The sequence below is a fragment of the Ruegeria sp. HKCCA0235A genome (assembly GCF_013033235.1).
Classification (GTDB): domain Bacteria; phylum Pseudomonadota; class Alphaproteobacteria; order Rhodobacterales; family Rhodobacteraceae; genus Ruegeria.
In genome coordinates, this window is record NZ_WQDQ01000016.1 from 34468 (window position 1) to 59088 (window position 24621).

Sequence of the window (24621 nt, forward strand, 5' to 3'; positions counted from 1 at the left end):
CGGCCTGACGGTGGCGGGCTGATTTCAGCCCGCCGCAGCAATCAATTCGCGGGTATAGTCGGTCTGGGCATTTTCGAACAAATCCTCGGCCGTGCCCATTTCAACCACATCTCCGTTTCGCATGACGATCACCTTGTGCGACATCGCCCGCACAACTTTCAGGTCATGGCTGATGAACAGATAGGCCAGCCCGTATTTCTTTTGCAGATCGCGCAGCAGATCGACGATCTGAACCTGAACCGTCATGTCCAGCGCGCTGGTCGGTTCGTCCAGTACCAGCAGCTTGGGGCGCAAGACCATCGCGCGCGCAATCGCGATGCGCTGACGCTGCCCGCCCGAAAACTCGTGCGGATACCGGTCCATCGCCGCAGGATCCAGGCCCACCTCGGTCATCACTTCAGCGACCAGCTCGCGCGGCGCGCGATGAGGATCGACGTTGTGAATGGCCAGACCTTCCGCGATGATCTGCTGACAGGTCATGCGTGGGCTGAGGCTGCCGAACGGGTCCTGAAACACGATCTGCATATCCTTGCGCAGTCGGCGCAGCTCTCGCGTGGACCATTTTCGAACATCCTGATCGCGGAAGGTGATGCCGCCTTCGGACGCGATCAGACGCATGATCGCCAGCGCCAGCGTGGTCTTGCCCGACCCGCTTTCGCCCACGATCCCCAAAGTCTCACCCGCGCGTACACTCAGCGAGGCGTCATTCACCGCCTTCACATAGCCGACCGTGCGTTTCAGAAATCCCCGTTGGATCGGGAACCAGACCTTCAGGTGATCGGTGCGCGCGACTTCCTCGGCATCTGTTGCAACGGCGTCTGGCTGACCCGAAGGTTCCGCGGCCAGGAGCTTGCGGGTATAGGGGTGCTGCGGGTTGTCGAAGATCTCGGCGGTCGCGCCGGTCTCGACGATCTCACCATCCTTCATCACGCAAACCCGGTCGGCGATGCGCCGCACGATGCCCAGATCGTGGGTGATGAACAGCATCCCCATATTTTCGGATTTCTGCAAACTGGCCAGCAACTCGAGGATCTGTGCCTGAATGGTAACATCCAACGCCGTTGTCGGTTCATCGGCGATCAGGATGTCCGGCTTGTTCGCCAGCGCCATGGCGATCATCACGCGTTGCCGCTGTCCGCCAGACAACTGGTGCGGATAGCTGTCCAGCCGGTCTTCGGGGTCGCGGATACCGACCTTGTTCAACAATTCAAGAATTCGTTCGCGCGCGACATCACCCGTGACCCCCTGATGCAGGGCCAGCGATTCCGCCATCTGCTTCTGGATCGTGTGCAGCGGGTTCAGCGATGTCATCGGCTCTTGGAAAATAAAGCTGATGTCATTGCCGCGCACATCCATCAGGCGTTGCTCCGAGGCGCCGATCATCTCCTGTCCGTCATAGGTGACGGACCCTTCGACGATCGCGCTGTCGCCCAGCAAAGATACGGTGCTGAGCGCGGTCACAGATTTGCCCGATCCGGATTCACCCACCAGCGCCACGGTTTCCCCGCGATCGACATGGAATGACACGCCCCGAACCGCAGCACTGATCTGACCGTCCTGCCGGAACGAGACCTTCAGGTTGTTTACATCCAGCAGGCTCATGAGAAGGTCTTTCTGGGATCGAACGCATCCCGCACGCCTTCAAAGATGAAGACCAGCAGGGACAGCATGATGGCAAAGGTGAAAAAGGCCGTAAAGGCCAGCCATGGGGCCTGAAGGTTCTGTTTTGCCTGCAAGGTGAGCTCCCCCAGCGAAGGGGCCGAAGACGGAAGACCAAAACCCAGATAATCCAGCGAAGCCAGCCCCCCAATGGTGCCCGTAACGATGAAGGGCATGAAGGTCAGCGTGGCAACCATTGCGTTGGGCAGCATGTGGCGGAACATAATGGTCATGTTGCCCACACCCAGTGCCCGTGCAGCGCGCACATATTCAAGGTTTCGCGCCCGCAGGAATTCTGCGCGCACCACGCCAACCAGCCCGGTCCAGCTGAACAGGATCATCAACGCGACCAGCAGCCAGAAACTTCGCCCCAATACCGCGAACATGATGATGATGACGTAAAGCGATGGTGTCGCTGACCAGATCTCGATGATCCGCTGAAAGATCAGATCCAGCCAACCGCCGAAGAAACCCTGTATGGCACCGGCAAAAACACCGATCAGGCTGGCAGCGCCCGTCACCAACAGCGTGAACAGGATCGACAAGCGGAAGCCGTAAATCACCCGTGCCAGCACATCGCGCTTGGTGTCATCGGTGCCCAGCAGGTTCTGGCCGTTGGGCGGCAAAGGTGCGGCCCCGGGGCGGTCCACAGACGTGTTGTAGGAATAAGGGATCAGCGGCCAAAGCGACCAGCCACGCTCGAACCCCTCCGCCTGGAACGTGCCGGCGTCGATCTGTTCGATAATGGCTTCGGGATCGTCAAAACACTGCTCAAGCCCGCCACTGTCTATCAGGCACTGAACCTCGGGGTCGCGATAGATCGCCTCTGTCTGGAAGTCTCCGCCAAATTCGGTTTCCGCGTAGAAGTTGAAGACCGGCATGTAAAACTCGCCCCGGTATTTCACCAGAATCGGTTTGTCGTTGGCGATGAACTCGGCAAACAGCGACAGGCCGAACAACACGGCGAAGATGATCAACGACCAGAAGGCGCGCTTGTTTCGGCGAAAGTTGCTCCAGCGGCGCTGGTTCAGGGGGGACAATGCCATTTACCCCTCCCGCTTTTCAAAATCGATGCGCGGGTCGACCAGCACATACATCAGATCGCTGATGATGCCGACCACCAGCCCCATCAGGCCAAAGATGAACAGCGTGCCGAAAATCACCGGGTAATCCCGCGCCACGGCGGCTTCAAAACCCAGACGTCCCAAACCATCAAGTGAGAAGATCGTTTCGATGATGATCGAACCTCCGAAGAACACGCCGATGAACACAGCCGGAAATCCGGCTATGACGATCAGCATCGCGTTGCGGAACACATGGCCATACAGCACCTTGCGTTCGCTCAGGCCTTTGGCGCGGGCGGTCATGACATATTGCTTTTTGATTTCATCAAGAAAAGAGTTCTTGGTCAGCAGCGTCAATGTCGCAAAGGCCGAGATCGTCAGCGCAATGGTCGGCAACGCGATATGCCAGAAATAATCTGCGATCTTGCCAAAAAGACTCAGGCTGTCCCAGTTGTCGGATGTCAGCCCCCGAAGCGGGAAGATCTGCCAATAGGATCCACCGGCGAAAAGCACCAGCAGTAGAATGGCAAACAGGAAGCCAGGGATCGCATAGGCCACGATGATCGCTGCGCTGGTCCACGTGTCGAACTGCGAACCGTCCCTGATCGCCTTGCGAATGCCCAGAGGGATCGAAACCAGATAGGCGATAAGCGTTGACCACAGGCCCAGCGAGATCGAGACCGGCATTTTCTCGAGCACCAGATCAATCACGCTGATCGAGCGGAAATAGCTCTCGCCGAAGTCCAGCGTCAGATAGTTGCCCATCATGATCAGAAAACGTTCCAAGGGCGGTTTGTCGAAGCCGAACTCCTTTTCAAGTTCAGCGATGAACTCGGGCGGCAGGCCCCGCGCACCGACATATTTGTCGTCGAAAACGCCGCCCGCCGGCTCTGACCCCGCGCCGGTATCGCCCGCACCCGCAAAACCGGCGAAAACATCCCCCTGACCTTCGATCTGGGCAATGATCTGCTCGACCGGTCCGCCAGGCACGAATTGTACTAGCGTGAAGTTGACGATCATGATGCCCAGAAGGGTCGGGATGATCAGCAACAAACGTCTTAGAATATAGGCGCCCATGTTATCGCAGCGCGCCTTTCGCTTTCAGTGCGGCCTCTTTTTCCGGATTGATCCACCACAGATCCAGATAGCCCAAGGAATAAGGCGGCAGGTTTTCCGGGTATTCATACATATCGTAATATGCCACCCAGTGGTCAGCGATGTATCCTACGGGGATCACGAAGAACTCGTACCGCAAAGCGCGATCCAACGCCTTCAACGCCATGTCCTGATCCGCCTGATTGTCAGTATCAAAGGATGCTTCGATGATTGCGTCAACCAATGGGCTGGCCAATCCGGCCGGGTTGAAAAGACTGAATGCGGCCTCTTCCGACCCGTACATCTGGCTCAACCCGCCACCGGTCGACAAAAAAGACCCGTAACGTGTGGAATAGACCATGTCATAGTCCCGCTCGCGGCTGCGCAGCGTGTATTGCGCCGGGTCAACCTTTTCCGCCGACGCATCCACGCCAATGGCTTGCAGGTTCTGGACATAGGTTTCAATCATCGTGGCCGTCGAAGTCGGCAGGTTTGAAGGATAGGGGATATCCACCTTGAGCGTCTGTCCTTCCGCGTTGCGCCGCACGTTGCCATCGCCGACCGGCCACCCGGCCTCGTCCAGCAGTTTCGCGGCTTTTCGCAGATTTCTGCGATCATTCAGGCGCGCGGGGTTTGACTCGTGCACCGTCACGGCAGGTTCTGAAAGAAGGTCCTCGGGCACAACCTCACCCAGCGCTTGAAGAAACGCCAGTTCATCGCCCTCGGGCAGGCCTTGCGCTTCCAGCGGGGTGCCTTGTGTAAAGGAGTTGCGCGGCGAATTCAGACCAAACAGCAGGGATTCATTTGCCCATTCGAAATTGAAGGCCAAGGCAAGGGCCTTGCGTACGTTTTTGTCGGAGAACTGCGGTTTTCCGAGGTTGAAGACGAAGCCTGACGGTGTTGGCGGGCTGCCATCCGGTATCTCGTCCCGAACGATCACACCTTCGTTCAGCTTCGGAAAATCATACGCCGTCGCCCAAAGCTTGGGATCGCTTTCAATCCGCAGCGTGTATTCACCGGCCTTGAACCCCTCGAACGCCGCTGTCTGATCGGCGAAATACTCGACGCGAATGGTATCGAAATTGTTGCGACCGACATTGAATGGCAGATCTTTACCCCAATAGTCGTCGCGTCGCTTGTAAACGATACGGCGATTGATGTCATAGCTGTCGAGTTTGTAGGGACCCGAGCCGACCGCAACTTCCAGACGCGGCTCATCCAGACGCCGGGACTCGTCCGCCTCGAACCATGCTTTCGAAAAGACGGGGGTCGACCCAACGGTCTCGATCAAACTGCGGCGGGTGACTTCCGGATTGAACGTGAACTTGACCGTGTGATCATCCAGCGCTTCGGCCCCCGTCACCATGCGGCCCACGGCTTGGGCGTACGAAGGCAGGCCCTGTTCGATGAACAGGCGGTGGCTGTAAACAACATCCTCGGCCGTCACCGGCGTGCCATCCCAAAAGGTTGCTTCGGGTCGCAAATGGAAAATGACGTAGTTGCGCCCTTCATCATATTCCAGACTTTCCGCCAGCACGCCGTAATACTGCCCGACACCGTCATCAGAGCTTTCGAACAGGCGGTCATATTGCAGCGTCGTCAAGGCGCCTGCGCGCCCCTTGCGGGAATAGGGATTCAAGGAATCGAACGTCCCCGAAGCCGCCAAGGACAACTCACCACCTTTGGGCGCATCTGGATTCACGTAATTCAGATGCGGATAGTCAGCAGGGTAATCCAGATTGCCGAAATACGAGTATCCATGACTGCGGGTAACCCCCTCATCCAATGCCAAAGCGGCTTGCGGTGAGAGCAGAACAGCACAAAGCCCGAATATGCCAGCCAATGGCCTGACCTTAAGATCACGTGCAGCAGGCATTAGGGATATCATGGGGCTCATCCTCTGGGTTATTGTAATCTTTTATGTCGCATACGCTAGCTAAAGTGCCAACGCTGACAGTTTCAAGTTTAGAATGCGTGAGCGCTTTGTGAAGTTCCCTTCAGACAAAAAAAGCCGCTGCGCGGGGCAGCGGCTCTGAACTTCAATGGTCTCTCAGGCAATCAGTTGCCAATTGTCTGCAGATAAGCAATCAAGTCCGCGCGGTCCTGAGGTTTTTTCAAGCCAGCAAAACTCATCGATGTTCCCGAGATATAGGCGCTTGGGCGTTCCAGGAAGGCATCCAGCGCTTCGGGCGTCCAGTTGCCGCCATGAGCCTGCATGCTGGCTGAGTAACCGGTGAAACCTTTTGCCGAGGCAACCGGGCGATCAACTACGCCATACAGGTAAGGGCCGGTTCCATTCGCCCCGTCTTCCAGCTTGTGGCACGCGGTGCACTTGCGGAATACTTTCGCGCCCTTCTCAACGTCAGCGGCGGCCAGCAGATCTTCAAAGACCACTTCTTCGCCGTCGGCGCTTTCGCCCGAGCTTTCGGTTTCGATAATGTAGGCGGCCTCAGCCGAGCCATGGCCACCGGAAGAATAGAGGATGTCAGCCCCCCATTTGGCCAGAAGCAGCACCAGGAAAGTGCCGAACAGGCCAGCGGCGGCCTTCGTAACTGTCATCGTGTCGAACATTGATCGCGTGTCCATTTCAGCTGTCTGCGCAGGTGTCTAAGGCTTCCACTTGCGAGAGGCAAGGTATAGACACCGCGACGAAACGACCAAATCGCGAACTTGTTGCATGGAATCGACCAAATGACCAATCGCATTGCTTTTCAGGGCGAACCCGGCGCCTACAGTCACGAGGCCTGCCGCAACGCACGACCCGAAATGGAGGCCCTGCCCTGCCGCACATTCGAGGATGTGATCGAATCAGTTCGCTCAGGCGCGGCCGATCTGGCGATGCTGCCGGTCGAAAATACGACCTATGGTCGGGTTGCCGATATTCACCGGCTGTTGCCCCACAGCGGGCTTCACATCATCGACGAAGCGTTCGTGCGTGTTCACATCAACCTTCTTGGTGTACCCGGCGCAAAACTGGAAGACATCACCGAAGCGCATTCGCATCTGGTGCTGCTGCCGCAATGTTCCGGCTTTCTGAAAGAACACGGTATTCGCGGCCGTGTCAGTCCCGACAATGCCCGCGCCGCGCGCGAAGTGGCCGAAATCGGGGATTTGCATTCCGCCGCTCTGGCCAGCGAGCTTGCGGCTGAAATCTACGATCTGAACGTGCTGGCCCGCCATATCGAGGACAATGACGACAACACGACCCGTTTTCTTGTCATGTCACGAGAGGCGGATCTGTCACGTCGGGGTGAGTATGAAATGATCACCAGCTTCGTGTTTCAGGTCCGCAACATCCCGGCCGCGCTGTACAAGGCCATGGGTGGCTTTGCCACCAACGGGATCAACATGACCAAGCTGGAAAGCTATATGGTCGACGGGTCCTTCACTGCAACGCAGTTTTATGCGGATATCGTTGGACATCCCGAAGACCGCAACGTGCAGCTAGCAATGGACGAACTGGAACACTTCACGACCAATGTCGAGGTTCTTGGCGTCTACCCTGCGGCCCATCCTCGCGGCTGACAGGTCACGCGAAAGACTGGTTGAATTCCGATTGGCGCAGGTCACTGCGCCATGCCTGAAGAATTGCCTTCACGTTGGTCTCAATGCCGTCCATCGAATCAATCTCGATATCGTAAACTCTACCAGCATGGATCATGGATTGGTCCCGTTGGGCGCTTCCCACCGGGCGGTCGCCGCGCAATCGTTCGCGCGCGTTCAACTAGGGAAGCGGGCAATGGACAGCCACGAACAGAACATCAAACGGGCGGAAAAGGTCGCGCAAATCTCTGTCCCACCCCGGCGTATCCAGAATATGTTCCAAAATCAGATTGTTGCCCGAGGCCGCGTAGGCGGCCAGCGACTGATGAAACCCATCAAAGACTGCCGATCGGTCGTCGGACCAATCGAACTCGCCACGGCGATAGCGATCCAGCGGCAGAACACCACAATCGCGCAGGTGATCGATCGAGATATGCCAGAATGGCTTCGCCATCTTCTGTTGCAAAGCCTGCGCGATTGTCGATTTTCCGCTGCTTGATGCACCATGCAGAAAAATAATGTGCGACATCCGAGGTTTTTTCCAATCCTTGCCCCGATCAGCCCAGCAGACCCCGTTCACGCCCCGTGCAGGTGACGCTGCTCCAGTTCACGCGCAAACTCGCTGAACCGCAGCTGGAATTGCTTGCGGAACTTTGACTGTCCAAGCTTCATGGACTGCAACAGCAACCGCGCGGGCAAGGACTTTGCGGCCAAGGACATCTCGATGCTCAGGCGTGTCCGGCGCGGAGACAGGGCCAGAAAATCAACTGTCGTCAGGCCGGTCATCCCTTTGCTGGCCGCCTCAAACCGCATTTGCGACGGCTTGTCGTAATCCGTCATCACCACCGACATCTGGCGCGGCTTTCCACGCAACTTGAATTCGGTTTTCCATTCAGTGCCGGCAACCACCATTGCATCAGCCTCCAGACGCCGCACGTCGATACCACGACGCATCGCCATACGTTCGAACCTTTCGAAATCCGACACCATGTCGAACACCGAATTGATCGGGGCTTCGATATCTTCGCTCGCTGAAAACTGCATAATGACCTTTGCTGTTTATGGCTTCACCAGTTTTTCCTCAGTCCAGCGTATCCGCAAGCCAGTTCTGAAGCAGAAAATGAGCGATAGCTCCCTTGCGAGCCGGCAACAACCGGGGATGTTCGCCGGCAAATGCCTGCATCATTTCGGATTTGCTGACCCACATCGCCTCTTCGATCTCGACCGGATCGATAACGATGTCGCGCGACAGGGCCTCGCCGGCGCATCCGAACATCAGGGATGCCGGGAACGGCCAGGGCTGGCTGGACAGGTAAGACACCGCACCAACAGGTACGCCTGCCTCTTCCATCACTTCGCGACGCACCGCCGCTTCGAGCGTTTCGCCGGGTTCGACAAATCCCGCCAGCAAGGAAAACATGCCCTCGGGCCAACCCGGAGACCGCCCCATAAGCACATTGTCCCCATGCGTAATCAGCATGATCACAACCGGATCCGTGCGCGGAAAATGTTGCCCGCCGCATGACGGGCAACTGCGCTGCCATCCCGCTTGCGACATATCGCTGGCTGCGCCGCAGCGAGCGCAGAAGCGATGTGCTTCGTGCCAACCGACAACCGCCTTGGCGGATGCGGCCAGTTCGGCATCACGAGGCGACAATCGCGCCATGATCCGGCGAAGCTCGGCGAAAACATGCCCTTCAGGCAAATCCGGGTGCTGCTGTTCGGATCTGTCCACGAACTCTCCCAGGCCGGTCAGATCCAATCCCTCTGCCCCCCAGGCCGAGATATCCGCGGCAAACAGGGGTGCGCCCTCTGCGTTCAGGCCCAGAAAAACCGGTGCTTCGATCACGCCGCCGGGGCCATCGCATACCAGCGGGTGAGTCATCTGCGTCAGGGCAAGCTGATCCAGCGCCGCGCCCACGACCAAAAGCTTGCCTCGCCACAGCAATATGCATCGCGCAGCAGGGTCGCGCGCCATCTCGGCCAGCTTCTCTGAATCCCCACGAAGATGCGCTGCCCGATTCAGGCCCGAGCCACCGAAAGTCACCTGCTCTGCGTTTTTCATTGGAATTCCTTCTGGTCTTGCGCACAGGGCTGCCATGTCTCAGGCCCTGTTGCAATGGCAATTCAAGACGCAAAACGCAGAGACGCGCCGCCGAAAAGCCGCATGGCGGCCTCGGAAAAATCATCTAGACTGCGCTTTGATGATTTTAGCCCATTACCACATTCAAAAGCAGAACAAAAAAAGTGAAGCAAAACCCATCGACGCAGGTTCAACCCACAAAAGACCGTGGGCGTATTCGTATTCTTGCCACCTCCGACCTGCACATGCATCTGACCGGTTTTGACTATTACGCGGACACACCGGACCCGACGCTTGGGCTGACACGCACCGCCAGCCTGATCCGCAAGGCCCGACACGAGGCCACAGACGCGCTGGTGCTGATGTTCGACAACGGGGATTCGCTTCAGGGAACGCCGATGGGCGAATGGGCCGTTCGGAACGACAATCCCCACCCGATGATGCAGGCATTCAAGGCGCTGGACTATGATGCGATTGGTCTGGGCAACCATGATTTCGGGTTCGGGCTGCCGACATTGGACAAGACCCTTGCACAAGCCCCGTGCCCGGTTCTGTGCGGCAATCTTCATCGGTCCGGAGAACAACAATCATGGCAGCGTTTTACGATCCTTGACCGTGTCGTGAGAGTGGGAAACAAGGATGTGCCCATTCGCGTCGGCGTGTTTTCGGTTCTGCCGCCGCAGACGACGCGTTGGGAAGAACACAATCTGAACGAAACCGTAGCGGCGGACGACATCGTTGTCGCGGCACGGTCCCTGACGCGTATCTTGCGCGAAAAGGGGTGCGATCTGATCGTGGCGCTCGCCCATTCCGGGCTTGGACACCCGGACGCAGCGACCGACACTGAAAATGCCGTTATTCCCCTGGCCGCGATTGAGGGCATCGACGCTGTTGTCGCCGGGCACACTCACCTGAACCTTCCCGCACGCATCGGCGCGCAAACCCCGAATGTGGATTACGTGAAAGGGCTGGTGCATGGAACGCCGGTTGTCATGCCCGGCTCGGCAGGCGCATATCTTGGAGTAATCGATCTGGCCGTTACCCTACAGCCCCAGTCGGGGCTGCGTGTTGTCGACAGCCACACCGAATTGCGCCCGGTTTCGGTGGGCGGCACCGCGATTGGCGAAGATTTGGAAATCGCGCATCTGGTTGAACCCGCACATCAGCAGACCCGTCAGGACATGGCCGCGCCCGTTGCGCGCGTCTCGGACACATTGCACAGCCATTTCAGTTTCTGTGCGCCGGATCGTGGATTGACGCTTGTGGCAGCCGCACAGGCAGCCGCGTTGCGCCCTTTCTTACACGGCACCACGCTTGCAGAGCTGCCGCTGTTGTCAGCCGCGTCACCGGCCAAATGCGGCGGACGCTCTGGCCCCAGGCACTATACGGACGTGCCGCCCGGTGAAATCTGTCTGCGTCACGTGGCGGACCTGCATGTCTTTCCCAACGAGTTGCGCGCGGTTCAGATCACGGGCGCGCAGCTGCTGGAGTGGTTGGAGATGTCAGCCAGCGCATTCAACCAACAATTCCCCGACGCCGAGGCAGAGCTGTTCGACCGGGATCGGGCGGGATACAATTTCGATGTCATCTTTGGCCTGTCCTATCAGATCGACCCGTCGCAACCGGCGCGTTACGATGTCGGGGGGCAAATGATCCATCCCGGCCACAGGCGGGTGCATCATCTGACTTGCGCAGGCCAGGCCGTGCAACCCGATCAGGCATTTGTCGTTGCGCTCGATAATTATCGCGCAAGCGGGGGCGGACATTTCCCGCATGTGTCATCGGCCCCGGCTATCGATCTGCCCCCGCTGGATATCCGGGACATTTTGCGGGATTACATGACGCACCGCCTGCCACCCGACCCATTGGCCCGACAACCTTATCCGTTCTCTCTGATGCCGAAATCGGGGGTGACGACCATTCTTCGGACCGGTCCCGGTGCTTTCAAGTATGTCGACGAATTGAACAGGTTTGCCCCCAAGATTCTGGACCCTGACGAAAACGGTTTTGCACGCATTCGGCTGACGCTCTGACGGGTTGTCTTTTGCCGAAGCCTTCCCTATATCCTGAGTCGAGAGGTTGGCGCGGGCGAGCGCCTCGCCAACCTGGTCAGGTCCGGAAGGAAGCAGCCACAACGAGCCCCGCTTGGGTCGATGTCCAACCTCTCACTTTACGAACCTTAGCCGCAGGAGGGCTTTATGATTGTAGCAAAGACCCTTCGGGCAGCATGGTTCTGACCTCACGGTATCGACTGACTGCCTGAACACATGACCCGGGGATGAGCGATCGCCATCCGTCGGGAGTGCTGTTTCTGACGACAGGCAAACCAATGTTTCTTGCACTTTCGGACCTGGGATGGTCCTCTCACTTTGCTGCGCAACACGCGGCTTATCCTTCCTGCACACCTTTTCGCATCACTTCCGTTCATCGGGACCGCCTGATCGGGCTGAACCCTGACGGCGAAGTCCCGTTGCTGACCCCCGATCAAACGACCGGCAGCTATGCCGTTGGCGATTGGGTTCTCGCCGATGACGACAAACGCGTGCGCCATTTGCTCGACCGGCGCAGCCTGCTGCACCGACGCGCCGCCGGTACAGGCGCCGCAATGCAACTGATCGCAGCCAATGTCGATGTGCTGTTCATCGTCAGCTCGTGCAATGCCGATTTCAACCTGCCCCGGCTGGAACGGTATTTGGCGCTTGCGTATCAGGCCGGGTGTTACCCGGTCGTTGTTCTGACAAAGGCCGACAAATCGGCGGACCCTGACAGTTTCTCGGGACAGGTGCAATCACTGGACCCGTTCCTGACGGTTCTGGCGATCAACGCGCTGGACCCGGCAGAGGTTGAAAAGGTTCTGTCCTGGTGCCCAAAAAGCCAGACCGGAGCGCTGGTTGGTTCGTCGGGCGTTGGCAAGACGACACTTGCCAATACCATGACCGATCAGAATCTTGCCACCTCGGACATTCGCGAGGATGACGCACGGGGCCGGCACACGACGACCGCACGCGCATTGCACCGGATGCGCAACGGTGGCTGGTTGATCGATACACCCGGAATGCGCGCGTTGCGCCTGGTGGACGCTCAGGATGGGATCGACGACGTTTTCTCGGACCTTGCCGAGTTGAGCCGGGACTGCCGTTTTTCGGATTGCCAGCACAGCTCCGAGCCCGGATGTGCCGTGCAAAAGGCGATCAGCCACGGCACGCTTGATCCGGCTCGATTGGACCGGTGGCGCAAGCTTCGGCGCGAAGATCAGCGCAATTCTGAAACCGTCGCGCAGTCTCGGGCGCGGGACAAAGCGTTCGGCAAGATGGTCCGTGGCGTCATGAAGGAAAAGAAACTTCGCAACCGGTGATTGTTGGACGGGGCCTGGCCCGTTCTGCGCCGCGTCTGATCAAGCGATCAGTCGCGGCCAAACCGCTGCATTGCGCCGGGCAAATGCTCCGATATGACCAACCTCGGACAACCCGAAATCGGCAGGGCTCAGCAGGTGGCGGTTGGCATCGGGGCCGTAAAGATCCGCAAGCCGCCAAACCGCGTCCGGCGGCACCATCTGGTCGTCCTCGAAGGTGAACAAATCCACGGGCGTTCCAGAATCCTTCCACTGCGCCGCAGGTAACTCATGCCCGATTTCAGGCACATAGTTCAAAGGCGCCGTACACCATTTGCGCCACTGCCAATAGACCGATGCCGGCAGATCCGAGCCGAACCCGATCGCCTTTCCGGGAAGGTAGCCAAAGGCTCGGGCCAAAAGCGGGGCATGACCATACCAGAACAATCCTGCCAAACCACGATAGGGCCATGGATGGTCGCTTAGGGTTACCAGCCCCGAACACACACAGATCATCCGGTCAATCAGATCGATATCCGGCTGCACAGGCCCCAACATCGCGCCGATCGAATGGCCGATGGTCCAATGCTGCGAATCGGGAAACCGTCTGCGCATTTCCGCCCGTGCCGCGGGCATGTCGATCAAGGCCCAATCCGCCATCGTCGCACGCGAGTCTTTCAGGCGGCCAGTCAAGGAATGCCCGTAATCGCGATAGTCATAGGTCAGGCAGGCCATACCCTGCTTGGCAGCAAGCCATCGTGCGAAATGACAGTAATAATCGCGCGGCACACCCGTTGCACTGTTCAGCACGACGACGATTTCGGGCGAGGTCAGCGGGCTGTACAACCGGGCAGACAGTGTTTTCTGCCCGGACGGAAAGCGAAACTCTTCGGTCAATACCGTTTGCTCTGTGTCCAACATGATCTCTGGCTTTGCGCTTGGTAAATCCGGTTTCCGAACCTCAACGCCCTCGACACTATGCATGAACCAACATCGTATCCAGCATGACCAAGCGTCCGGCCAAAAGATCGGCTTGACTCGATGCGTGCTCAAACGCTAGCGGTTGTGTGATGGTTTCCGGCCTCCACAAGGGGTCGGGGTGAAAAGGGAACACGGTGCGGTAATGTCTGGTCATGCAGGCAACAACCAAATCCGCGACTGCCCCCGCAACTGTAAGCGGTAAGCGATGCCGAAACACCACTGGCCCCGAAGGCTGGGAAGGTCGGCAAAGCGATGACCCGCAAGTCAGGAGACCTGCCATCGGAAACGAAACCGAAACTCGGGCGGGGTGTCCGGGCAGGTCCTGACGGCATCACGATGTCCCACCTGTCCAAAATATCCTGTCCACCAAGCGCGGAGGGCGCAGGATGATCTGGAAGACAAAAACACATGAATTCAGTGCAACAGTATGTCAGCGGACGGGTAAAACCTGCCCCGCTTTGGCGCGGCTGGCGCGCTCGATATCCGAAGCCATGGCCCAGGCGACCTCGGCCACCAGTGACGATTTCGAGATTGAGGGCAGCAGTGAGCTGTCACATTGCACCGACGGATGTCATGCAATTTTCCGCGCGCGATCAGACAGCATTCGTGTCTTTTGCGGGACGCAGCCCGAAACCGCAATTGAGCCGCTGAACGGCTATGCCGACCTGATCTTCGGAAACACGTTCAGTGCGATGCCATCCGGCGTCGTGAAGACCCCACCCTGCGCGATGATCGAAGTTTCCACGATCCGGCCTCGGAAACCTGCTTGCGCGCCCGTGCAGATTTCAATCTGAATCCAGACTGACCTGTGCCTGGGCACGCCGAGAGGCCCAGGCCAGTTGCGCATCCGTTTCGACGGCGCAAGGGCGCACCGCCCGCAATCGTTGCAGCGCCGTGTCCGTGCGTTCGCCGCATTCGACCATAAGCCGAAGGACAACCATACCTGACCTGCCACATCCCCCGCGGCAGTGTACCAATACGCGACCTCCGCCGGACAGCGCGTGCCGGGCCGCGGCGCTGACGGACGGCCACGCGTCATCAATCGCTTTTGTCGGCGCTCCGAAATCTTCGATCGGCAGGTGAACCCATCGGCTGGCGCGGCTTTGAATATCGCTGCCAAATTCCTGCGCCCCGTCCTGAAGCATTTCGACATCCGTCGTCATCGAAACAACAAGCCCCGGCTGCCAGGCTGCGATCATGTCCAGATCGCTGGAGTAATCTCCGCCGCGTCCGGGCATCGAGGTCAGTGCCAGCGTTCCGCCACCGACTTGCAGGGCGTAGATCACCAACTGCGACATGAATCCTGTCCTCCCCAAAGAACTCTTTACAAAAATGAGCCATTAAATCCGCTGATGCAGTTTAGTGCGAAAGCGACTCGTTTCTAAATCAAAAATCATCGCGCCCCGCTGTGGACGCGGGCAACGGTGGCCACTACGCTGTGCCCAAGCACCGAATCCCAACGAGAAGACATGACAGACAGTTCCAGCCCCGCCTATCAGGTTCTCGCCCGCAAATATCGCCCGGAAACCTTTGCCGATCTGGTGGGTCAGGATGCCATGGTGCGCACCCTAAGAAACGCGTTCGCGGCCGACCGGATCGCGCAGGCCTTCATCATGACCGGTATTCGCGGCACCGGCAAAACCACGACCGCAAGGATCATCGCCAAGGGGATGAACTGCATCGGACCCGACGGAACCGGTGGCCCCACGACCGAACCCTGCGGTCAGTGCGAACATTGTGTCGCCATCATGGAAGGCCGCCATGTCGACGTGATGGAGATGGACGCCGCCAGCCGTACGGGCGTCAACGACATCCGCGAGATCATTGACAGTGTTCGCTATCGCGCCGCCAGCGCGCGTTACAAGATTTATATCATCGACGAGGTTCATATGCTCTCGACCAGCGCGTTCAACGCGCTGCTCAAGACGTTGGAAGAACCGCCCGCGCATGTGAAGTTCATCTTTGCAACCACTGAAATCCGCAAAGTGCCTGTCACCGTGCTGTCCCGCTGCCAGCGTTTCGACCTGCGCCGGATCGAACCCGAAGACATGATTGGCCTGCTGCGCAAGATCGCCGAAGCGGAAAACGCCCAGATCGCCGAAGACGCGCTGGCGCTGATCACCCGAGCAGCGGAAGGATCGGCCCGGGATGCGACCTCGTTGCTGGATCAGGCGATTTCGCACGGGGCTGGCGAGACGACCGCCGATCAGGTCCGTGCAATGCTTGGACTGGCAGACCGTGGCCGGGTTCTGGACCTTATGGATATGATCCTGCGCGGTGATGCCGCCGGAGCACTTACCGAGTTGAGCGGCCAATACGCCGAAGGCGCAGACCCGCTGGCGGTGCTGCGCGATCTGGCCGAGATCACGCATTGGGTGTCCGTCGTGAAGATCACGCCTGACGCGGCGCAGGACCCGACGGTTTCTCCGGACGAACGGACCCGGGGCCAACACATGGCCGAGGCTCTGCCGATGCGGGTTCTGACCCGGATGTGGCAAATGCTGCTGAAGGCGCTCGAGGAAGTCTCGGCTGCCCCCAACGCCATGATGGCCGCTGAAATGGCCGTTATTCGCCTGACCCATGTGGCGGATTTGCCCAGCCCCGAAGAGCTGATCAAACGGTTGCAAGATGCCCCGCCACCGCCGCCGGGCGGGCCCAATGGCGGCGTTTCGATATCCCGACCGGGCACCGGTCCGGCGCCGGCTGGCGCAGCCCATCCACCTGCCTATGCGCCGCCCCCTCGCGGTGCCGGTGGCGCACCGGTTGCAGCCCTGGCGCAGGATACCCAGACGGCCCTTGCCCGGTACCCAACCTTCGACCACGTGGTGGAACTGATCCGGACCAATCGCGACGTGAAGTTGCTGGTCGAGGTGGAAAACGGCGTGCGCCTCGTCTCCTATCAACCCGGACGAATCGAATTCACGCCTGCCGTCCAGGCACCGGCAGATCTGGCGCCACGACTGGGCTCTGCCTTGCAACGCTGGACAGGAAATCGGTGGGCTGTCTCGATCGTCTCGGACGGAGAAGCCCCCACAATTGCAGAAATACGGCACGAGGCCGAGCTGGCTCTGAAATCCGAGGCCGAAAAACACCCGTTGGTGCAGGCGGTACTGGCGCAATTCCCAAAGGCGAAAATCACCAGGATCGAAACGCCGGAGCAACGCGCCGCCAAGGTCGAGACCGAAGCGCTTCCCGAGGTGGAAGACGAGTGGGACCCGTTCGAGGAAGACTGACCTCACCGCCCGTCACCCCTTGTTTCAAACGAAACAGATCGAGGTTTCGATCGAACACATCCGCCCGCATGTCTCAGATCGTTTGTTGCGACACCGGCCAGCGGAAGGCGGCCCGTGACAATTCTGATCCGGATGCCGCGTAGCCATTCGAACCCCGCCCAGATTTTTTGCGTTCCATGCAATCACGCTCGGTTGCAGACCATATGCGCGCCAAGGGCGATCCGCGCGTGTCGGACCTGCAGGCGAATATGGCGTCGCAGACGGGTGGCACGATCCTGCTGACGCCTGCGCCGATCAACATGCCGGCCGGAACGATCGAGCCTCCGACCGGCGGGAGAACCCTTGTGCCATGTGGCTGCTGCCCGTATCTAGAGCGCAAACGGAGACACAGGAGAATACTATGCTGAAAGGACTCGGCGGGCTTGGCGGTCTGGGCGACATGGCCAAGATGATGAAATCCGCGCAGGACCTGCAAACCAAGATGACCGAAATGCAGGAAGAGCTGAACAACATGATGGTTGTCGGCGAATCCGGTGCAGGCCTGGTCAAGGCAACGGCGACAGCCAAGGGTGAACTCAAAGGTCTGGATATCGACCCGTCGATCTTCAACGGCGATGACAAGGAAGTGGTTGAAGACCTGATCCTGGCCGCCATCAAGGATGCACAGACCAAAGCCGCTGAACGTTCACAGGAAGAAATGGCCAAGCTGACCGAAAGCATGGGCTTGCCCGCAGACATCAAGCTGCCGTTCTGAGCTTCATCTTTTCTAAAATACTCCCGCCGGAGGCTCCCTCCGGCGCAAAGCAGGATTGGCCATGAGTTCGAACAGCGACATCGACAACCTGATCGACCTGATGGCCAAACTGCCGGGCCTGGGCCCGCGCTCGGCCCGCCGCGCTGTGCTGCACCTGATCCGCAAACGCGCCTTACTGCTAACGCCCCTATCTGATGCCATGCAGCAGGTCGCGATCACGGCCCGGGAATGCCTGAATTGCGGCAACGTGGGCACCACCGATATCTGTGACATCTGCAACGATGAGGCCCGCGCAACCGGAGAGCTCTGCGTGGTCGAAGACGTCGCCGATCTGTGGGCGATGGAGCGTGCCGGAGTGTTCAAAGGGCGTTATCACGTTCTGGGCGGCACGCTGTCGGCGCTGGACGGGATCGGCCCCGACGAGTTGCGCATTCCCCGCCTCAAGGACCGGATTGTGTCCGAAGGGATTACCGAGGTCATCCTGGCGCTGAACGCCACCGTCGATGGCCAGACCACCGCCCACTACATCGCCGATCAGCTTGAGGGGCAGGTCCGCCTGACTTCGCTGGCGCAGGGTGTGCCTATTGGCGGAGAACTGGATTATCTGGACGACGGGACGATCACGGCCGCGCTGCGGGCGCGGAAGGAACTGTAGCTCTAATTCCCGGTTCATTTTTTGCGAGGCCTTTGCGCTAGGCGGCGCCAGCGCAGCGCACGATGCACGCTCAAATATCGCGGTAACTAGCTTGACAGCTGTACTGTTATTGGATGAGTTTCTTTCTGTTAATTCCACGGATTATCAAACACGATGAAACACTTAGCGTTTTATGCAATTGTTGGTGCTTTCGCCTCGCCCTTGGCCGCTGAAACTCTCTACTTATACGAAGACACGCACGATTTACCGCCGCCATACAAACAATGGTGGAGCGCAATTCCAGAAGACAAAAAGTATGATGAACAAACACACAGGCACGTCTATGTTCGCGGTGACGGTAAGTATGGCGATTTTTTCGGCGTTCTATACGTTGATTGCATTAACCCTGAATACTCCGAATGGTTAGCTGTCGGAGGATCGCTGAATTCAGAAGACGTTCCAAACCAGGCAATTGTTAACCTGAGACTTGAGATTTGTTCCAACGGCGAGGAGACCTGACACGGCCCGCGGGAAATTAATGGATTGTCTAAGTTCTACAACACTTTACAATGACATGAATAGATTGTCTGATTTGTGGATGTGCTATGACCCGCCTTCTCGCCCTCACTTTCGCCGCTTTGACAGCCACCTCCGCCCTAGCCCAAGACCTCATCGACAAGGGCTTTGTCGAAGGTTGGAACATCATGATGGACCCAGCGCTTGGCAACGGGTGCCTGATCCAGACGGTGTATCAGGATCTCTCGGTGGTGCGGCTGGGCTATGATGCGCTGGGCAATCGTGGGTATTTCGCCGTGTACAACAAGGCATGGGGCGACATTAAACAGGGTGAGAGTTATCCGATCCGCTTTGATCTGGACGGCAAAAGCTATGATGCCACGGCCATCGGGTTCAACGAACGCGACGTGCCGGGCGCAACCGTGTTTTTCACCGACCGGAGATTTGTGAACGCCATCGCTCAGAACAAAACGATGACCGTCTACAATCCGGCAGGTGAAGTGGTGATGGCCATCGATCTGAAAGGCACCGCCAAGGCGCTGGACTATGCGCGGGACTGCCAGAACAAAAAGCTTTAACGAATCGGATCGAACAGCGCGTCCTTAGCGGTGCAGTCGCGGATCACGTCGCGGCCACAGGGTACGGGATCAAGATCGCGGGACAGGCACAGGCGGACTTCTTCGATATAGCCCTGTTTGCAGGTGATCGTGATCATGTCGCGCTCCAACTCCGGGTTGGCCTTCAGGAATGCCTCCTCGACCACCGAAGCCGGCAGTCTGACGGATGAATCCAGCTTGCGGAGCACCTCAGGGCGCTTGACCGCTTCATAAGCCCGCCGGGACAAGGCAAAGTAGTCGGATGCCGACAATCCCGAGCATGTGCCGTGTTTCTTCCATTGATGCCACGCAAGGCCGGAGCTGCCCTGAATATCCTCCATTTCCCGCGTCATGCGTCGCGAAGGTGGGCTTTCGGGGGTACGGCAGTAGGACGGCCAGCCCTGATGGAACTGTGGCCATAACCCGTGCAGTATCCAGCCGTGATCATGCCGATCGTCACATTGATCCGAGCCGCGCGCGTCACCTTCGCGGGCGCACCAGTTGGGCGACCAACTGAGCGACAGCACGTAGTAATCGAACTCGCCCGCCTTTTCGCCCTCGGCCAGCGCAGCGACCGCGCTCAAGATCCACAAAACCAGCCCCGTAATCCCTTGGCGCATTCGCCTCTTCCCTTCTTGCCTTTGCGCGACTATATACGGGCCAAGTTCCCCGACAACGGAAACCTGCCCCAAAACCAAGGGGCCGCCGAATTCCGGCGACGGGACAGATGTATGTATAGGAGACGGGCTGATGGCAAAACCGCTTATGGCCAAGGCAACCGCCGTATGGCTGGTGGACAACACCACGATCAGCTTCAAGCAGATCGCGGATTTCGTAGGAATGCACGAGTTGGAAGTGCAGGGTATCGCTGATGGTGACGTCGCCGCCGGCGTCAAGGGCTTTGACCCGATCGCCAACAACCAGTTGACCCAGGAAGAAATCGACGCGGCACAGAACAACCCGCTTCACAAGCTGAAGCTAAAGTTCAACCCATCGGCCGCCGGCGAGGAAAAGCGCCGTGGCCCGCGTTACACGCCGCTTTCGAAACGTCAGGACCGTCCGAACTCGATCCTGTGGCTGGTCAAGTTCCACCCGGAACTCAGCGACGGCCAGATTGCCAAGCTGGTCGGCACCACCAAACCCACCATCCAGTCGATCCGCGAACGCACGCACTGGAACATCACCAACATGCAGCCGATTGATCCTGTTGCTCTGGGTCTGTGCAAACAGTCTGAACTGGACACCGCCGTGCAGAAAGCGGCGGCCAAGAAAGCAGCTGAAGGCGGCGTGATGAGCGATGACGAGCGTCGCAAGCTGGTCTCGACCGAGCAGTCGCTGGAAATGGACGCAGCGCCGAAAATCCCGACCGCAATTGAAGGTCTGGAAACCTTCTCGCTGTCCGACGAGCCGCCGGAAGAGAAAGAAGACGAGCCGATCATCGACGCAGACAGCTTTTTCAACCTGCCCAAGGGTGGGGCGGATGACGAAGACGAAGACGATCTTCGTCCGTAACGCGCAAACAGCCTCGGCCATGACGGCTGGGGCTTTTTTCACGGACTTGCCATGCTGAACGTTCTATCTGCGGTATTTGGCCCGCACCGCGCCGTCACGATTTATGCCTTTCTGAAAACGTGGGGGCTTGGTCTGGCCGGCGGCGTTGTCATGATTGCCATCGTCACGACATTGTTTCTGCTGGGGGATGAAGGCGAACACGAGCATGAGGCGTTTCTGATCGTCCCGGTTCTGTCTGCAACTCCGGTGAACGGAGATCTGAAGAACGGCGTCGTGGCGTCGGTCCGCTTGCCTGATGGGTCCGCCACATCGATTACGTCCACAGATGCGCAGATTTCGCAGACAGTGGGCACGACGGCCTGTATTGAAAAACGCGTTTACGTCGAAAGCGGAGAAGCCCGATACCGGTTCAAACTGCCACGTCTGTGCGACGGTAGTTGATCGACGGAACCGAACGGATAAAAGCCGCCCGATGTGACACCGGGCGGCTTTTGCGTTCAAACCAATTGAAAGATGATACCAGCCACGATTGCGCCACCGACCCCCAGGGTCAGATAGGTTGCAAAGACACGTGGTTTGACCAATGACCAGACCGCAGCCATCGCCGGGATGGAACTGACGGCACCGGCAACCATGAACGACATGGCCGCACCCGCTGTCATACCTTGCTCCATCAACCCTGCCAGCAAAGGCGGCGCCACGTAGGAGTTCAGGTATGCCGGCATACCCACCAGCGCAGCAACGACGATCGGCAGCATGCCTTCTCCGCCAACCAAGCCTGCGATCAGGTCGGCGGGGACATAGTTTACCAAAAGCGCCTCCAGCACATAAGCCAGCGCAAGCCATTTCAACAGGAACAGACCGTTGTGCACGAATTCCGAACGGAACCGGGCGCGACGCTCGGGCTCCTGCCAGAATTTCCAGACCGGTTTGTCATCCGTTTTCGGACCACATCCGCAGCACCCGGCGGGCTTGTATTCGCGCAAGGGCTGGGCAAACGCGCCGTTGCGAATCAGCAACCGAACCGCGAACCCACCGAACAGGCCAAGCGCAACAGCCGCAACAGCCTTGCCGATGGCAAAGGGCCATCCCAGCGCACCGGCGGTAATCAAAAGCGTAGGCGGATCGATCAAGGGTGAGCTGAGCCAGAACGCCATGACTGCGGACAACGGCGCACCAAGGGCCAGAAGACCCGCAATAAAGGGGATAACCTCGCAAGAACAGAACGGTGCAAGACCACCGAACAAGGCAGCCAGAAAGATCATCCGGGTTTCGCGCCCCTCAAAGGCACGCGCCACCATCACCTCTGCGCCGGTCGCCTTGAGGTAAGACAGCAGAAGCACTGCAAACAGAATATACTGCCCTGTATGCGCCAGAGCCTTGGCTGCAAATGTCACCACCTCGGGCAAGTTTCCGGGATCCAGGATCGCCACCGCCGCCAGAATGACGACGATCAGCGTCCAGGGTGTCTTGATCAGGTCCAGCGCCACTTTGGCAGTCATGCGCGGGTTCTGCGTCAAATCAGCCATCGTTCGCAGCCTTTCCAACTTCGTCAGCACAGCACTCGCTGAGAATGAATTGCGCCAGATTTCTCAATTCGTCGTAATTGGCGCGGTTGATCGTGGTTCGACCGACCTTTTCCTGTTCGACCACACCACCGGCTGCAAGAAACCGCAGGTGATGGGCCAGGGTCGACGGGGCAATCCCTGTCCGGTCCTGTATCTCGCCAACGGTCAATCCGGCTTTGCCAGCCCGGACCAGCGTCTTGAGGACTTTCAGCCGAGCTTCAGAGCCCATGGCAGAAAATCCGGCAGCAGCAGCTTCCCACATCCACCATCTCCATTAAACTAGATTTCTAGTTATTTAGTCCGAAGAAACTCTCCGGTCAACCCCGCCGACAAAATTTCGTGACTGCGATGTAAGTCCAGATTGCCCCGACCTTAAGTCCACCCTATAAGCAGGCATGGGAATTTCGGTCGATACATTCTTTCTCGAGCTCAATGGTCAGGGCACATTGCAGGCCCAGATCCAGCAGATGATTGCCGAAGGCATCTTGTCCGGTCGCTTTCACGTCGGAGAAAAACTCCCTTCGTCACGCAAACTGGCCGCGCATCTGGGTGTCAGCCGAATAACGGTGACGTTGGCCTACACCGAACTTTTGGCCAATGACTACCTGACTGCCAAGGGGCGGTCCGGGTATTACGTTTCGCAAAACGCACCTGTCCCCCCCAAGTATTCGCCTGTCCAGCGCGGCACCGAATCCGTTGACTGGGACAAGGCGCTGGCGCGCCGCTTTCTGGACAGTGACGTTCTGCCAAAACCCAGCGACTGGCGAGAGTACCGTTATCCGTTCATCTACGGGCAGGCTGACCGAACCTTGTTTGACCACGCCAACTGGAGGTTATGCGCCGTCCGCGCGTTGGGACACAAGGATTTCGATTCGCTGACCGGAGATTACGTGGATCAAGATGATCCGTTGTTGATCGAATTTATTGCCCGTCACACTCTACCTCGCCGTGGCATCGCAGCCCGCCCCGAAGAGATTTTGATCACTCTGGGCGCGCAGAACGCGCTCTGGCTGGCATCGCGCATCTTGCTGACCCACAATCGCACGGCCGTCATAGAAGACCCATGTTACTATGCGCTGCGAAGCCTTCTGAACCATTGGGATTGCGCGGTCACGCCCTTGAGCGTGGACCGGGACGGGCTGCCTCCCGAGGCGATTCCCGACGAAGCGGACGTCATCTTTACCACCCCCAGCCATCAAAGCCCGACAACCGCAACGATGCCGATCGACCGCCGCAACCAATTGCTGGACCGAGCACGCGATCTGGATGCGATGGTTGTCGAGGATGACTATGAGTTTGAAATGGCCTTCCGAGGCGCCCCTTCGCCGGCGCTGAAATCCATGGATCGGGATGGGCGCGTGATTTATGTCGGCAGTTTTTCCAAGTCGCTGTTTCCAGGATTGCGACTTGGATACATGGTCGGCTCAGAGCCCTTTATCCGCGAGGCGCGCGCGCTGCGCTCCTTGGTTCTGCGCCACCCGCCAGGCCACATTCAGCGCACGGCGGCGTATTTCCTGTCGTTGGGCCATTACGACGCGCAAATTCGGCGTATGTCGAAGGCCTTGCAAGAACGGCGCGACGCGATGGACGAAGCCATCGCGGAAAGTGGGCTGACCGTGGCTGGACGGGGTGTGATTGGCGGCTCTTCAATGTGGATGTCAGCCCCTGAGCACATCGACACAACTCAACTGGCATTAAGGCTGCAAAACCAGAGTGTTCACATTGAGCCGGGCGCACCGTTCTTCTCGGGGCCGGACAGGCCACAAAATTTCTACCGCTTGGGCTATTCCTCCATTCCAACAGACCGCATCGCGCCCGGCGTGAAACTGATCGCCGACGCAATTCGGGCCGTTTGAGCCTCATCTGGACCTAATCCGGCTTTCGTTTTGGCCCTAACGCAGGTCGCACCCTTGCGCCAAAACCATATCAAACGCCGGGCACAGTGCCCGGTTTCACTCACTCTTGGTTGGAGAGCACTCAGATGAAGATGACGACGGAAGAGGCGTTTGTTAAGGTTTTGCAGATGCACGGGATTGAGCATGCGTTCGGGAT

The 24621-nt window shown here is 58.6% G+C and carries 24 protein-coding genes, 1 other RNA gene, 1 pseudogene and 1 riboswitch; of the genes and pseudogenes, 13 read left to right on the forward strand and 13 right to left on the reverse strand.

Annotated elements, in window-relative coordinates:
- Nucleotides 1-24 precede the first annotated feature (24 nt).
- The 5 genes from GOW56_RS20355 to GOW56_RS20375 all read right to left on the reverse strand — a co-directional run bounded on the left by GOW56_RS20355 (nucleotide 25) and on the right by GOW56_RS20375 (nucleotide 6389).
- On the reverse strand, nucleotides 25-1602 hold the full coding sequence (locus GOW56_RS20355) for an ABC transporter ATP-binding protein (protein ID WP_171207017.1): 1578 nt from the start codon (nucleotides 1600-1602) through the stop codon (nucleotides 25-27).
- Nucleotides 1599-2705: an ABC transporter permease gene (locus GOW56_RS20360; RefSeq protein WP_171207018.1), complete on the reverse strand. Its 1107-nt coding sequence runs from the start codon at nucleotides 2703-2705 to the stop codon at nucleotides 1599-1601. Before GOW56_RS20360 ends, GOW56_RS20355 begins: the two co-directional genes overlap by 4 nt.
- On the reverse strand, nucleotides 2706-3800 hold the full coding sequence (locus GOW56_RS20365) for a microcin C ABC transporter permease YejB (protein WP_171207019.1): 1095 nt from the start codon (nucleotides 3798-3800) through the stop codon (nucleotides 2706-2708). It abuts the gene before it with no gap.
- A gap of 1 nt (nucleotide 3801) precedes the next feature.
- A complete protein-coding gene (locus tag GOW56_RS20370; RefSeq protein ID WP_171207020.1) occupies nucleotides 3802-5706 on the reverse strand; it encodes an extracellular solute-binding protein in 1905 nt (634 codons plus the stop codon).
- Nucleotides 5707-5876: 170 nt separating this feature from the next.
- Complete coding sequence (locus GOW56_RS20375; protein WP_152459925.1) at nucleotides 5877-6389, reverse strand: cytochrome c family protein; 513 nt, start codon at nucleotides 6387-6389, stop codon at nucleotides 5877-5879.
- A 120-nt stretch (nucleotides 6390-6509) separates the two neighbouring features.
- On the opposite strand from GOW56_RS20375, the gene GOW56_RS20380 reads away from it, so the two are divergent.
- On the forward strand, nucleotides 6510-7343 hold the full coding sequence (locus tag GOW56_RS20380; protein ID WP_152459200.1) for a prephenate dehydratase: 834 nt from the start codon (nucleotides 6510-6512) through the stop codon (nucleotides 7341-7343).
- 4 nt (nucleotides 7344-7347) lie between these two features.
- On the opposite strand, the pseudogene GOW56_RS20385 reads toward GOW56_RS20380, so the two are convergent.
- The 3 genes and pseudogenes from GOW56_RS20385 to nudC form a co-directional block, all read right to left on the reverse strand.
- Nucleotides 7348-7890, reverse strand: a pseudogene (locus GOW56_RS20385) (chloramphenicol phosphotransferase CPT family protein).
- Nucleotides 7891-7937: 47 nt separating this feature from the next.
- Nucleotides 7938-8405, reverse strand: coding sequence for an SRPBCC family protein (locus GOW56_RS20390; protein ID WP_171207021.1), 468 nt, complete (start codon nucleotides 8403-8405; stop codon nucleotides 7938-7940).
- 37 nt (nucleotides 8406-8442) lie between these two features.
- Nucleotides 8443-9426: an NAD(+) diphosphatase gene (gene nudC / locus GOW56_RS20395; RefSeq protein ID WP_171207022.1), complete on the reverse strand. Its 984-nt coding sequence runs from the start codon at nucleotides 9424-9426 to the stop codon at nucleotides 8443-8445.
- A 182-nt stretch (nucleotides 9427-9608) separates the two neighbouring features.
- Between nudC and GOW56_RS20400 the strand changes: the two genes are divergently transcribed.
- The 3 genes from GOW56_RS20400 (at nucleotide 9609) to rsgA (ending at nucleotide 12799) form a co-directional block, all read left to right on the forward strand.
- Nucleotides 9609-11477, forward strand: a complete 1869-nt coding sequence (locus GOW56_RS20400) for a bifunctional 2',3'-cyclic-nucleotide 2'-phosphodiesterase/3'-nucleotidase (RefSeq protein WP_371807928.1) — start codon at nucleotides 9609-9611, stop codon at nucleotides 11475-11477.
- A 39-nt stretch (nucleotides 11478-11516) separates the two neighbouring features.
- Nucleotides 11517-11615: signal recognition particle sRNA small type (gene ffs, locus GOW56_RS20405), an RNA gene on the forward strand.
- Nucleotides 11616-11722: 107 nt separating this feature from the next.
- Complete coding sequence (gene rsgA / locus GOW56_RS20410) at nucleotides 11723-12799, forward strand: ribosome small subunit-dependent GTPase A (RefSeq protein WP_254447271.1); 1077 nt, start codon at nucleotides 11723-11725, stop codon at nucleotides 12797-12799.
- Between the two features lie 39 nt (nucleotides 12800-12838).
- On the opposite strand, the gene GOW56_RS20415 is transcribed toward rsgA, so the two are convergent.
- On the reverse strand, nucleotides 12839-13759 hold the full coding sequence (locus tag GOW56_RS20415; protein WP_371807929.1) for a hypothetical protein: 921 nt from the start codon (nucleotides 13757-13759) through the stop codon (nucleotides 12839-12841).
- 70 nt (nucleotides 13760-13829) lie between these two features.
- Nucleotides 13830-14052: riboswitch (cobalamin riboswitch) on the forward strand.
- A 90-nt stretch (nucleotides 14053-14142) separates the two neighbouring features.
- On the opposite strand from GOW56_RS20415, the gene GOW56_RS20420 reads away from it, so the two are divergent.
- On the forward strand, nucleotides 14143-14550 hold the full coding sequence (locus tag GOW56_RS20420) for a hypothetical protein (RefSeq protein ID WP_171207024.1): 408 nt from the start codon (nucleotides 14143-14145) through the stop codon (nucleotides 14548-14550).
- Here the strand turns inward: GOW56_RS20420 and GOW56_RS20425 are convergent.
- On the reverse strand, nucleotides 14542-15054 hold the full coding sequence (locus tag GOW56_RS20425; RefSeq protein ID WP_171207025.1) for a dual specificity protein phosphatase family protein: 513 nt from the start codon (nucleotides 15052-15054) through the stop codon (nucleotides 14542-14544). The genes GOW56_RS20420 and GOW56_RS20425 overlap by 9 nt on opposite strands.
- 171 nt (nucleotides 15055-15225) lie before the next feature.
- Here GOW56_RS20425 and GOW56_RS20430 point away from each other — a divergent pair, with 171 nt between their 5' ends.
- The 5 genes from GOW56_RS20430 to GOW56_RS20450 all read left to right on the forward strand — a co-directional run bounded on the left by GOW56_RS20430 (nucleotide 15226) and on the right by GOW56_RS20450 (nucleotide 19471).
- Complete coding sequence (locus GOW56_RS20430; protein WP_171207026.1) at nucleotides 15226-16989, forward strand: DNA polymerase III subunit gamma/tau; 1764 nt, start codon at nucleotides 15226-15228, stop codon at nucleotides 16987-16989.
- Between the two features lie 400 nt (nucleotides 16990-17389).
- Complete coding sequence (locus tag GOW56_RS20435; RefSeq protein WP_170347293.1) at nucleotides 17390-17743, forward strand: YbaB/EbfC family nucleoid-associated protein; 354 nt, start codon at nucleotides 17390-17392, stop codon at nucleotides 17741-17743.
- Nucleotides 17744-17804: 61 nt separating this feature from the next.
- Complete coding sequence (recR, locus tag GOW56_RS20440) at nucleotides 17805-18398, forward strand: recombination mediator RecR (protein WP_171207027.1); 594 nt, start codon at nucleotides 17805-17807, stop codon at nucleotides 18396-18398.
- Nucleotides 18399-18551: 153 nt separating this feature from the next.
- Nucleotides 18552-18896, forward strand: coding sequence for a hypothetical protein (locus tag GOW56_RS20445; protein ID WP_171119866.1), 345 nt, complete (start codon nucleotides 18552-18554; stop codon nucleotides 18894-18896).
- Between the two features lie 86 nt (nucleotides 18897-18982).
- The gene (locus tag GOW56_RS20450) at nucleotides 18983-19471 is read left to right on the forward strand and encodes a hypothetical protein (RefSeq protein WP_171207028.1); all 489 of its coding nucleotides are present in this window, start codon (nucleotides 18983-18985) and stop codon (nucleotides 19469-19471) included.
- On the opposite strand, the gene GOW56_RS20455 is transcribed toward GOW56_RS20450, so the two are convergent.
- The gene (locus GOW56_RS20455; protein WP_152459210.1) at nucleotides 19468-20109 is read right to left on the reverse strand and encodes a ribonuclease T2; all 642 of its coding nucleotides are present in this window, start codon (nucleotides 20107-20109) and stop codon (nucleotides 19468-19470) included. The genes GOW56_RS20450 and GOW56_RS20455 overlap by 4 nt on opposite strands.
- Before the next feature lie 130 nt (nucleotides 20110-20239).
- On the opposite strand from GOW56_RS20455, the gene GOW56_RS20460 reads away from it, so the two are divergent.
- Complete coding sequence (locus GOW56_RS20460) at nucleotides 20240-21001, forward strand: DUF1013 domain-containing protein (protein ID WP_171207029.1); 762 nt, start codon at nucleotides 20240-20242, stop codon at nucleotides 20999-21001.
- A 51-nt stretch (nucleotides 21002-21052) separates the two neighbouring features.
- The gene (locus tag GOW56_RS20465; protein WP_152459212.1) at nucleotides 21053-21442 is read left to right on the forward strand and encodes a hypothetical protein; all 390 of its coding nucleotides are present in this window, start codon (nucleotides 21053-21055) and stop codon (nucleotides 21440-21442) included.
- Between the two features lie 56 nt (nucleotides 21443-21498).
- On the opposite strand, the gene GOW56_RS20470 is transcribed toward GOW56_RS20465, so the two are convergent.
- Nucleotides 21499-22530 (reverse strand): permease, encoded by a 1032-nt coding sequence (locus GOW56_RS20470; RefSeq protein WP_171207030.1) that lies wholly within the window; start codon nucleotides 22528-22530, stop codon nucleotides 21499-21501.
- Nucleotides 22523-22831 (reverse strand): helix-turn-helix transcriptional regulator, encoded by a 309-nt coding sequence (locus tag GOW56_RS20475; protein WP_171207031.1) that lies wholly within the window; start codon nucleotides 22829-22831, stop codon nucleotides 22523-22525. Before GOW56_RS20475 ends, GOW56_RS20470 begins: the two co-directional genes overlap by 8 nt.
- 133 nt (nucleotides 22832-22964) lie before the next feature.
- Here GOW56_RS20475 and GOW56_RS20480 point away from each other — a divergent pair, with 133 nt between their 5' ends.
- Nucleotides 22965-24425, forward strand: coding sequence for a PLP-dependent aminotransferase family protein (locus GOW56_RS20480; protein ID WP_171119873.1), 1461 nt, complete (start codon nucleotides 22965-22967; stop codon nucleotides 24423-24425).
- The last annotated feature ends 196 nt before the right edge of the window (nucleotides 24426-24621 follow it).

Coding starts and splice junctions, on each gene's coding strand:
- GOW56_RS20355 (WP_171207017.1), bottom strand. CDS start 1,602: ATGAGCCTGCTGGATGTAAACAACCTGAAGGTCTCGTTCCGGCAGGAC.
- GOW56_RS20360 (WP_171207018.1), bottom strand. CDS start 2,705: ATGGCATTGTCCCCCCTGAACCAGCGCCGCTGGAGCAACTTTCGCCGA.
- GOW56_RS20365 (WP_171207019.1), bottom strand. CDS start 3,800: ATGGGCGCCTATATTCTAAGACGTTTGTTGCTGATCATCCCGACCCTT.
- GOW56_RS20370 (WP_171207020.1), bottom strand. CDS start 5,706: ATGATATCCCTAATGCCTGCTGCACGTGATCTTAAGGTCAGGCCATTG.
- GOW56_RS20375 (WP_152459925.1), bottom strand. CDS start 6,389: ATGTTCGACACGATGACAGTTACGAAGGCCGCCGCTGGCCTGTTCGGC.
- GOW56_RS20380 (WP_152459200.1), top strand. CDS start 6,510: ATGACCAATCGCATTGCTTTTCAGGGCGAACCCGGCGCCTACAGTCAC.
- GOW56_RS20390 (WP_171207021.1), bottom strand. CDS start 8,405: ATGCAGTTTTCAGCGAGCGAAGATATCGAAGCCCCGATCAATTCGGTG.
- nudC (WP_171207022.1), bottom strand. CDS start 9,426: ATGAAAAACGCAGAGCAGGTGACTTTCGGTGGCTCGGGCCTGAATCGG.
- rsgA (WP_254447271.1), top strand. CDS start 11,723: ATGAGCGATCGCCATCCGTCGGGAGTGCTGTTTCTGACGACAGGCAAA.
- GOW56_RS20415 (WP_371807929.1), bottom strand. CDS start 13,759: ATGCATAGTGTCGAGGGCGTTGAGGTTCGGAAACCGGATTTACCAAGC.
- GOW56_RS20420 (WP_171207024.1), top strand. CDS start 14,143: ATGATCTGGAAGACAAAAACACATGAATTCAGTGCAACAGTATGTCAG.
- GOW56_RS20425 (WP_171207025.1), bottom strand. CDS start 15,054: ATGTCGCAGTTGGTGATCTACGCCCTGCAAGTCGGTGGCGGAACGCTG.
- GOW56_RS20430 (WP_171207026.1), top strand. CDS start 15,226: ATGACAGACAGTTCCAGCCCCGCCTATCAGGTTCTCGCCCGCAAATAT.
- GOW56_RS20435 (WP_170347293.1), top strand. CDS start 17,390: ATGCTGAAAGGACTCGGCGGGCTTGGCGGTCTGGGCGACATGGCCAAG.
- recR (WP_171207027.1), top strand. CDS start 17,805: ATGAGTTCGAACAGCGACATCGACAACCTGATCGACCTGATGGCCAAA.
- GOW56_RS20445 (WP_171119866.1), top strand. CDS start 18,552: ATGAAACACTTAGCGTTTTATGCAATTGTTGGTGCTTTCGCCTCGCCC.
- GOW56_RS20450 (WP_171207028.1), top strand. CDS start 18,983: ATGACCCGCCTTCTCGCCCTCACTTTCGCCGCTTTGACAGCCACCTCC.
- GOW56_RS20455 (WP_152459210.1), bottom strand. CDS start 20,109: ATGCGCCAAGGGATTACGGGGCTGGTTTTGTGGATCTTGAGCGCGGTC.
- GOW56_RS20460 (WP_171207029.1), top strand. CDS start 20,240: ATGGCAAAACCGCTTATGGCCAAGGCAACCGCCGTATGGCTGGTGGAC.
- GOW56_RS20465 (WP_152459212.1), top strand. CDS start 21,053: ATGCTGAACGTTCTATCTGCGGTATTTGGCCCGCACCGCGCCGTCACG.
- GOW56_RS20470 (WP_171207030.1), bottom strand. CDS start 22,530: ATGGCTGATTTGACGCAGAACCCGCGCATGACTGCCAAAGTGGCGCTG.
- GOW56_RS20475 (WP_171207031.1), bottom strand. CDS start 22,831: ATGTGGGAAGCTGCTGCTGCCGGATTTTCTGCCATGGGCTCTGAAGCT.
- GOW56_RS20480 (WP_171119873.1), top strand. CDS start 22,965: ATGGGAATTTCGGTCGATACATTCTTTCTCGAGCTCAATGGTCAGGGC.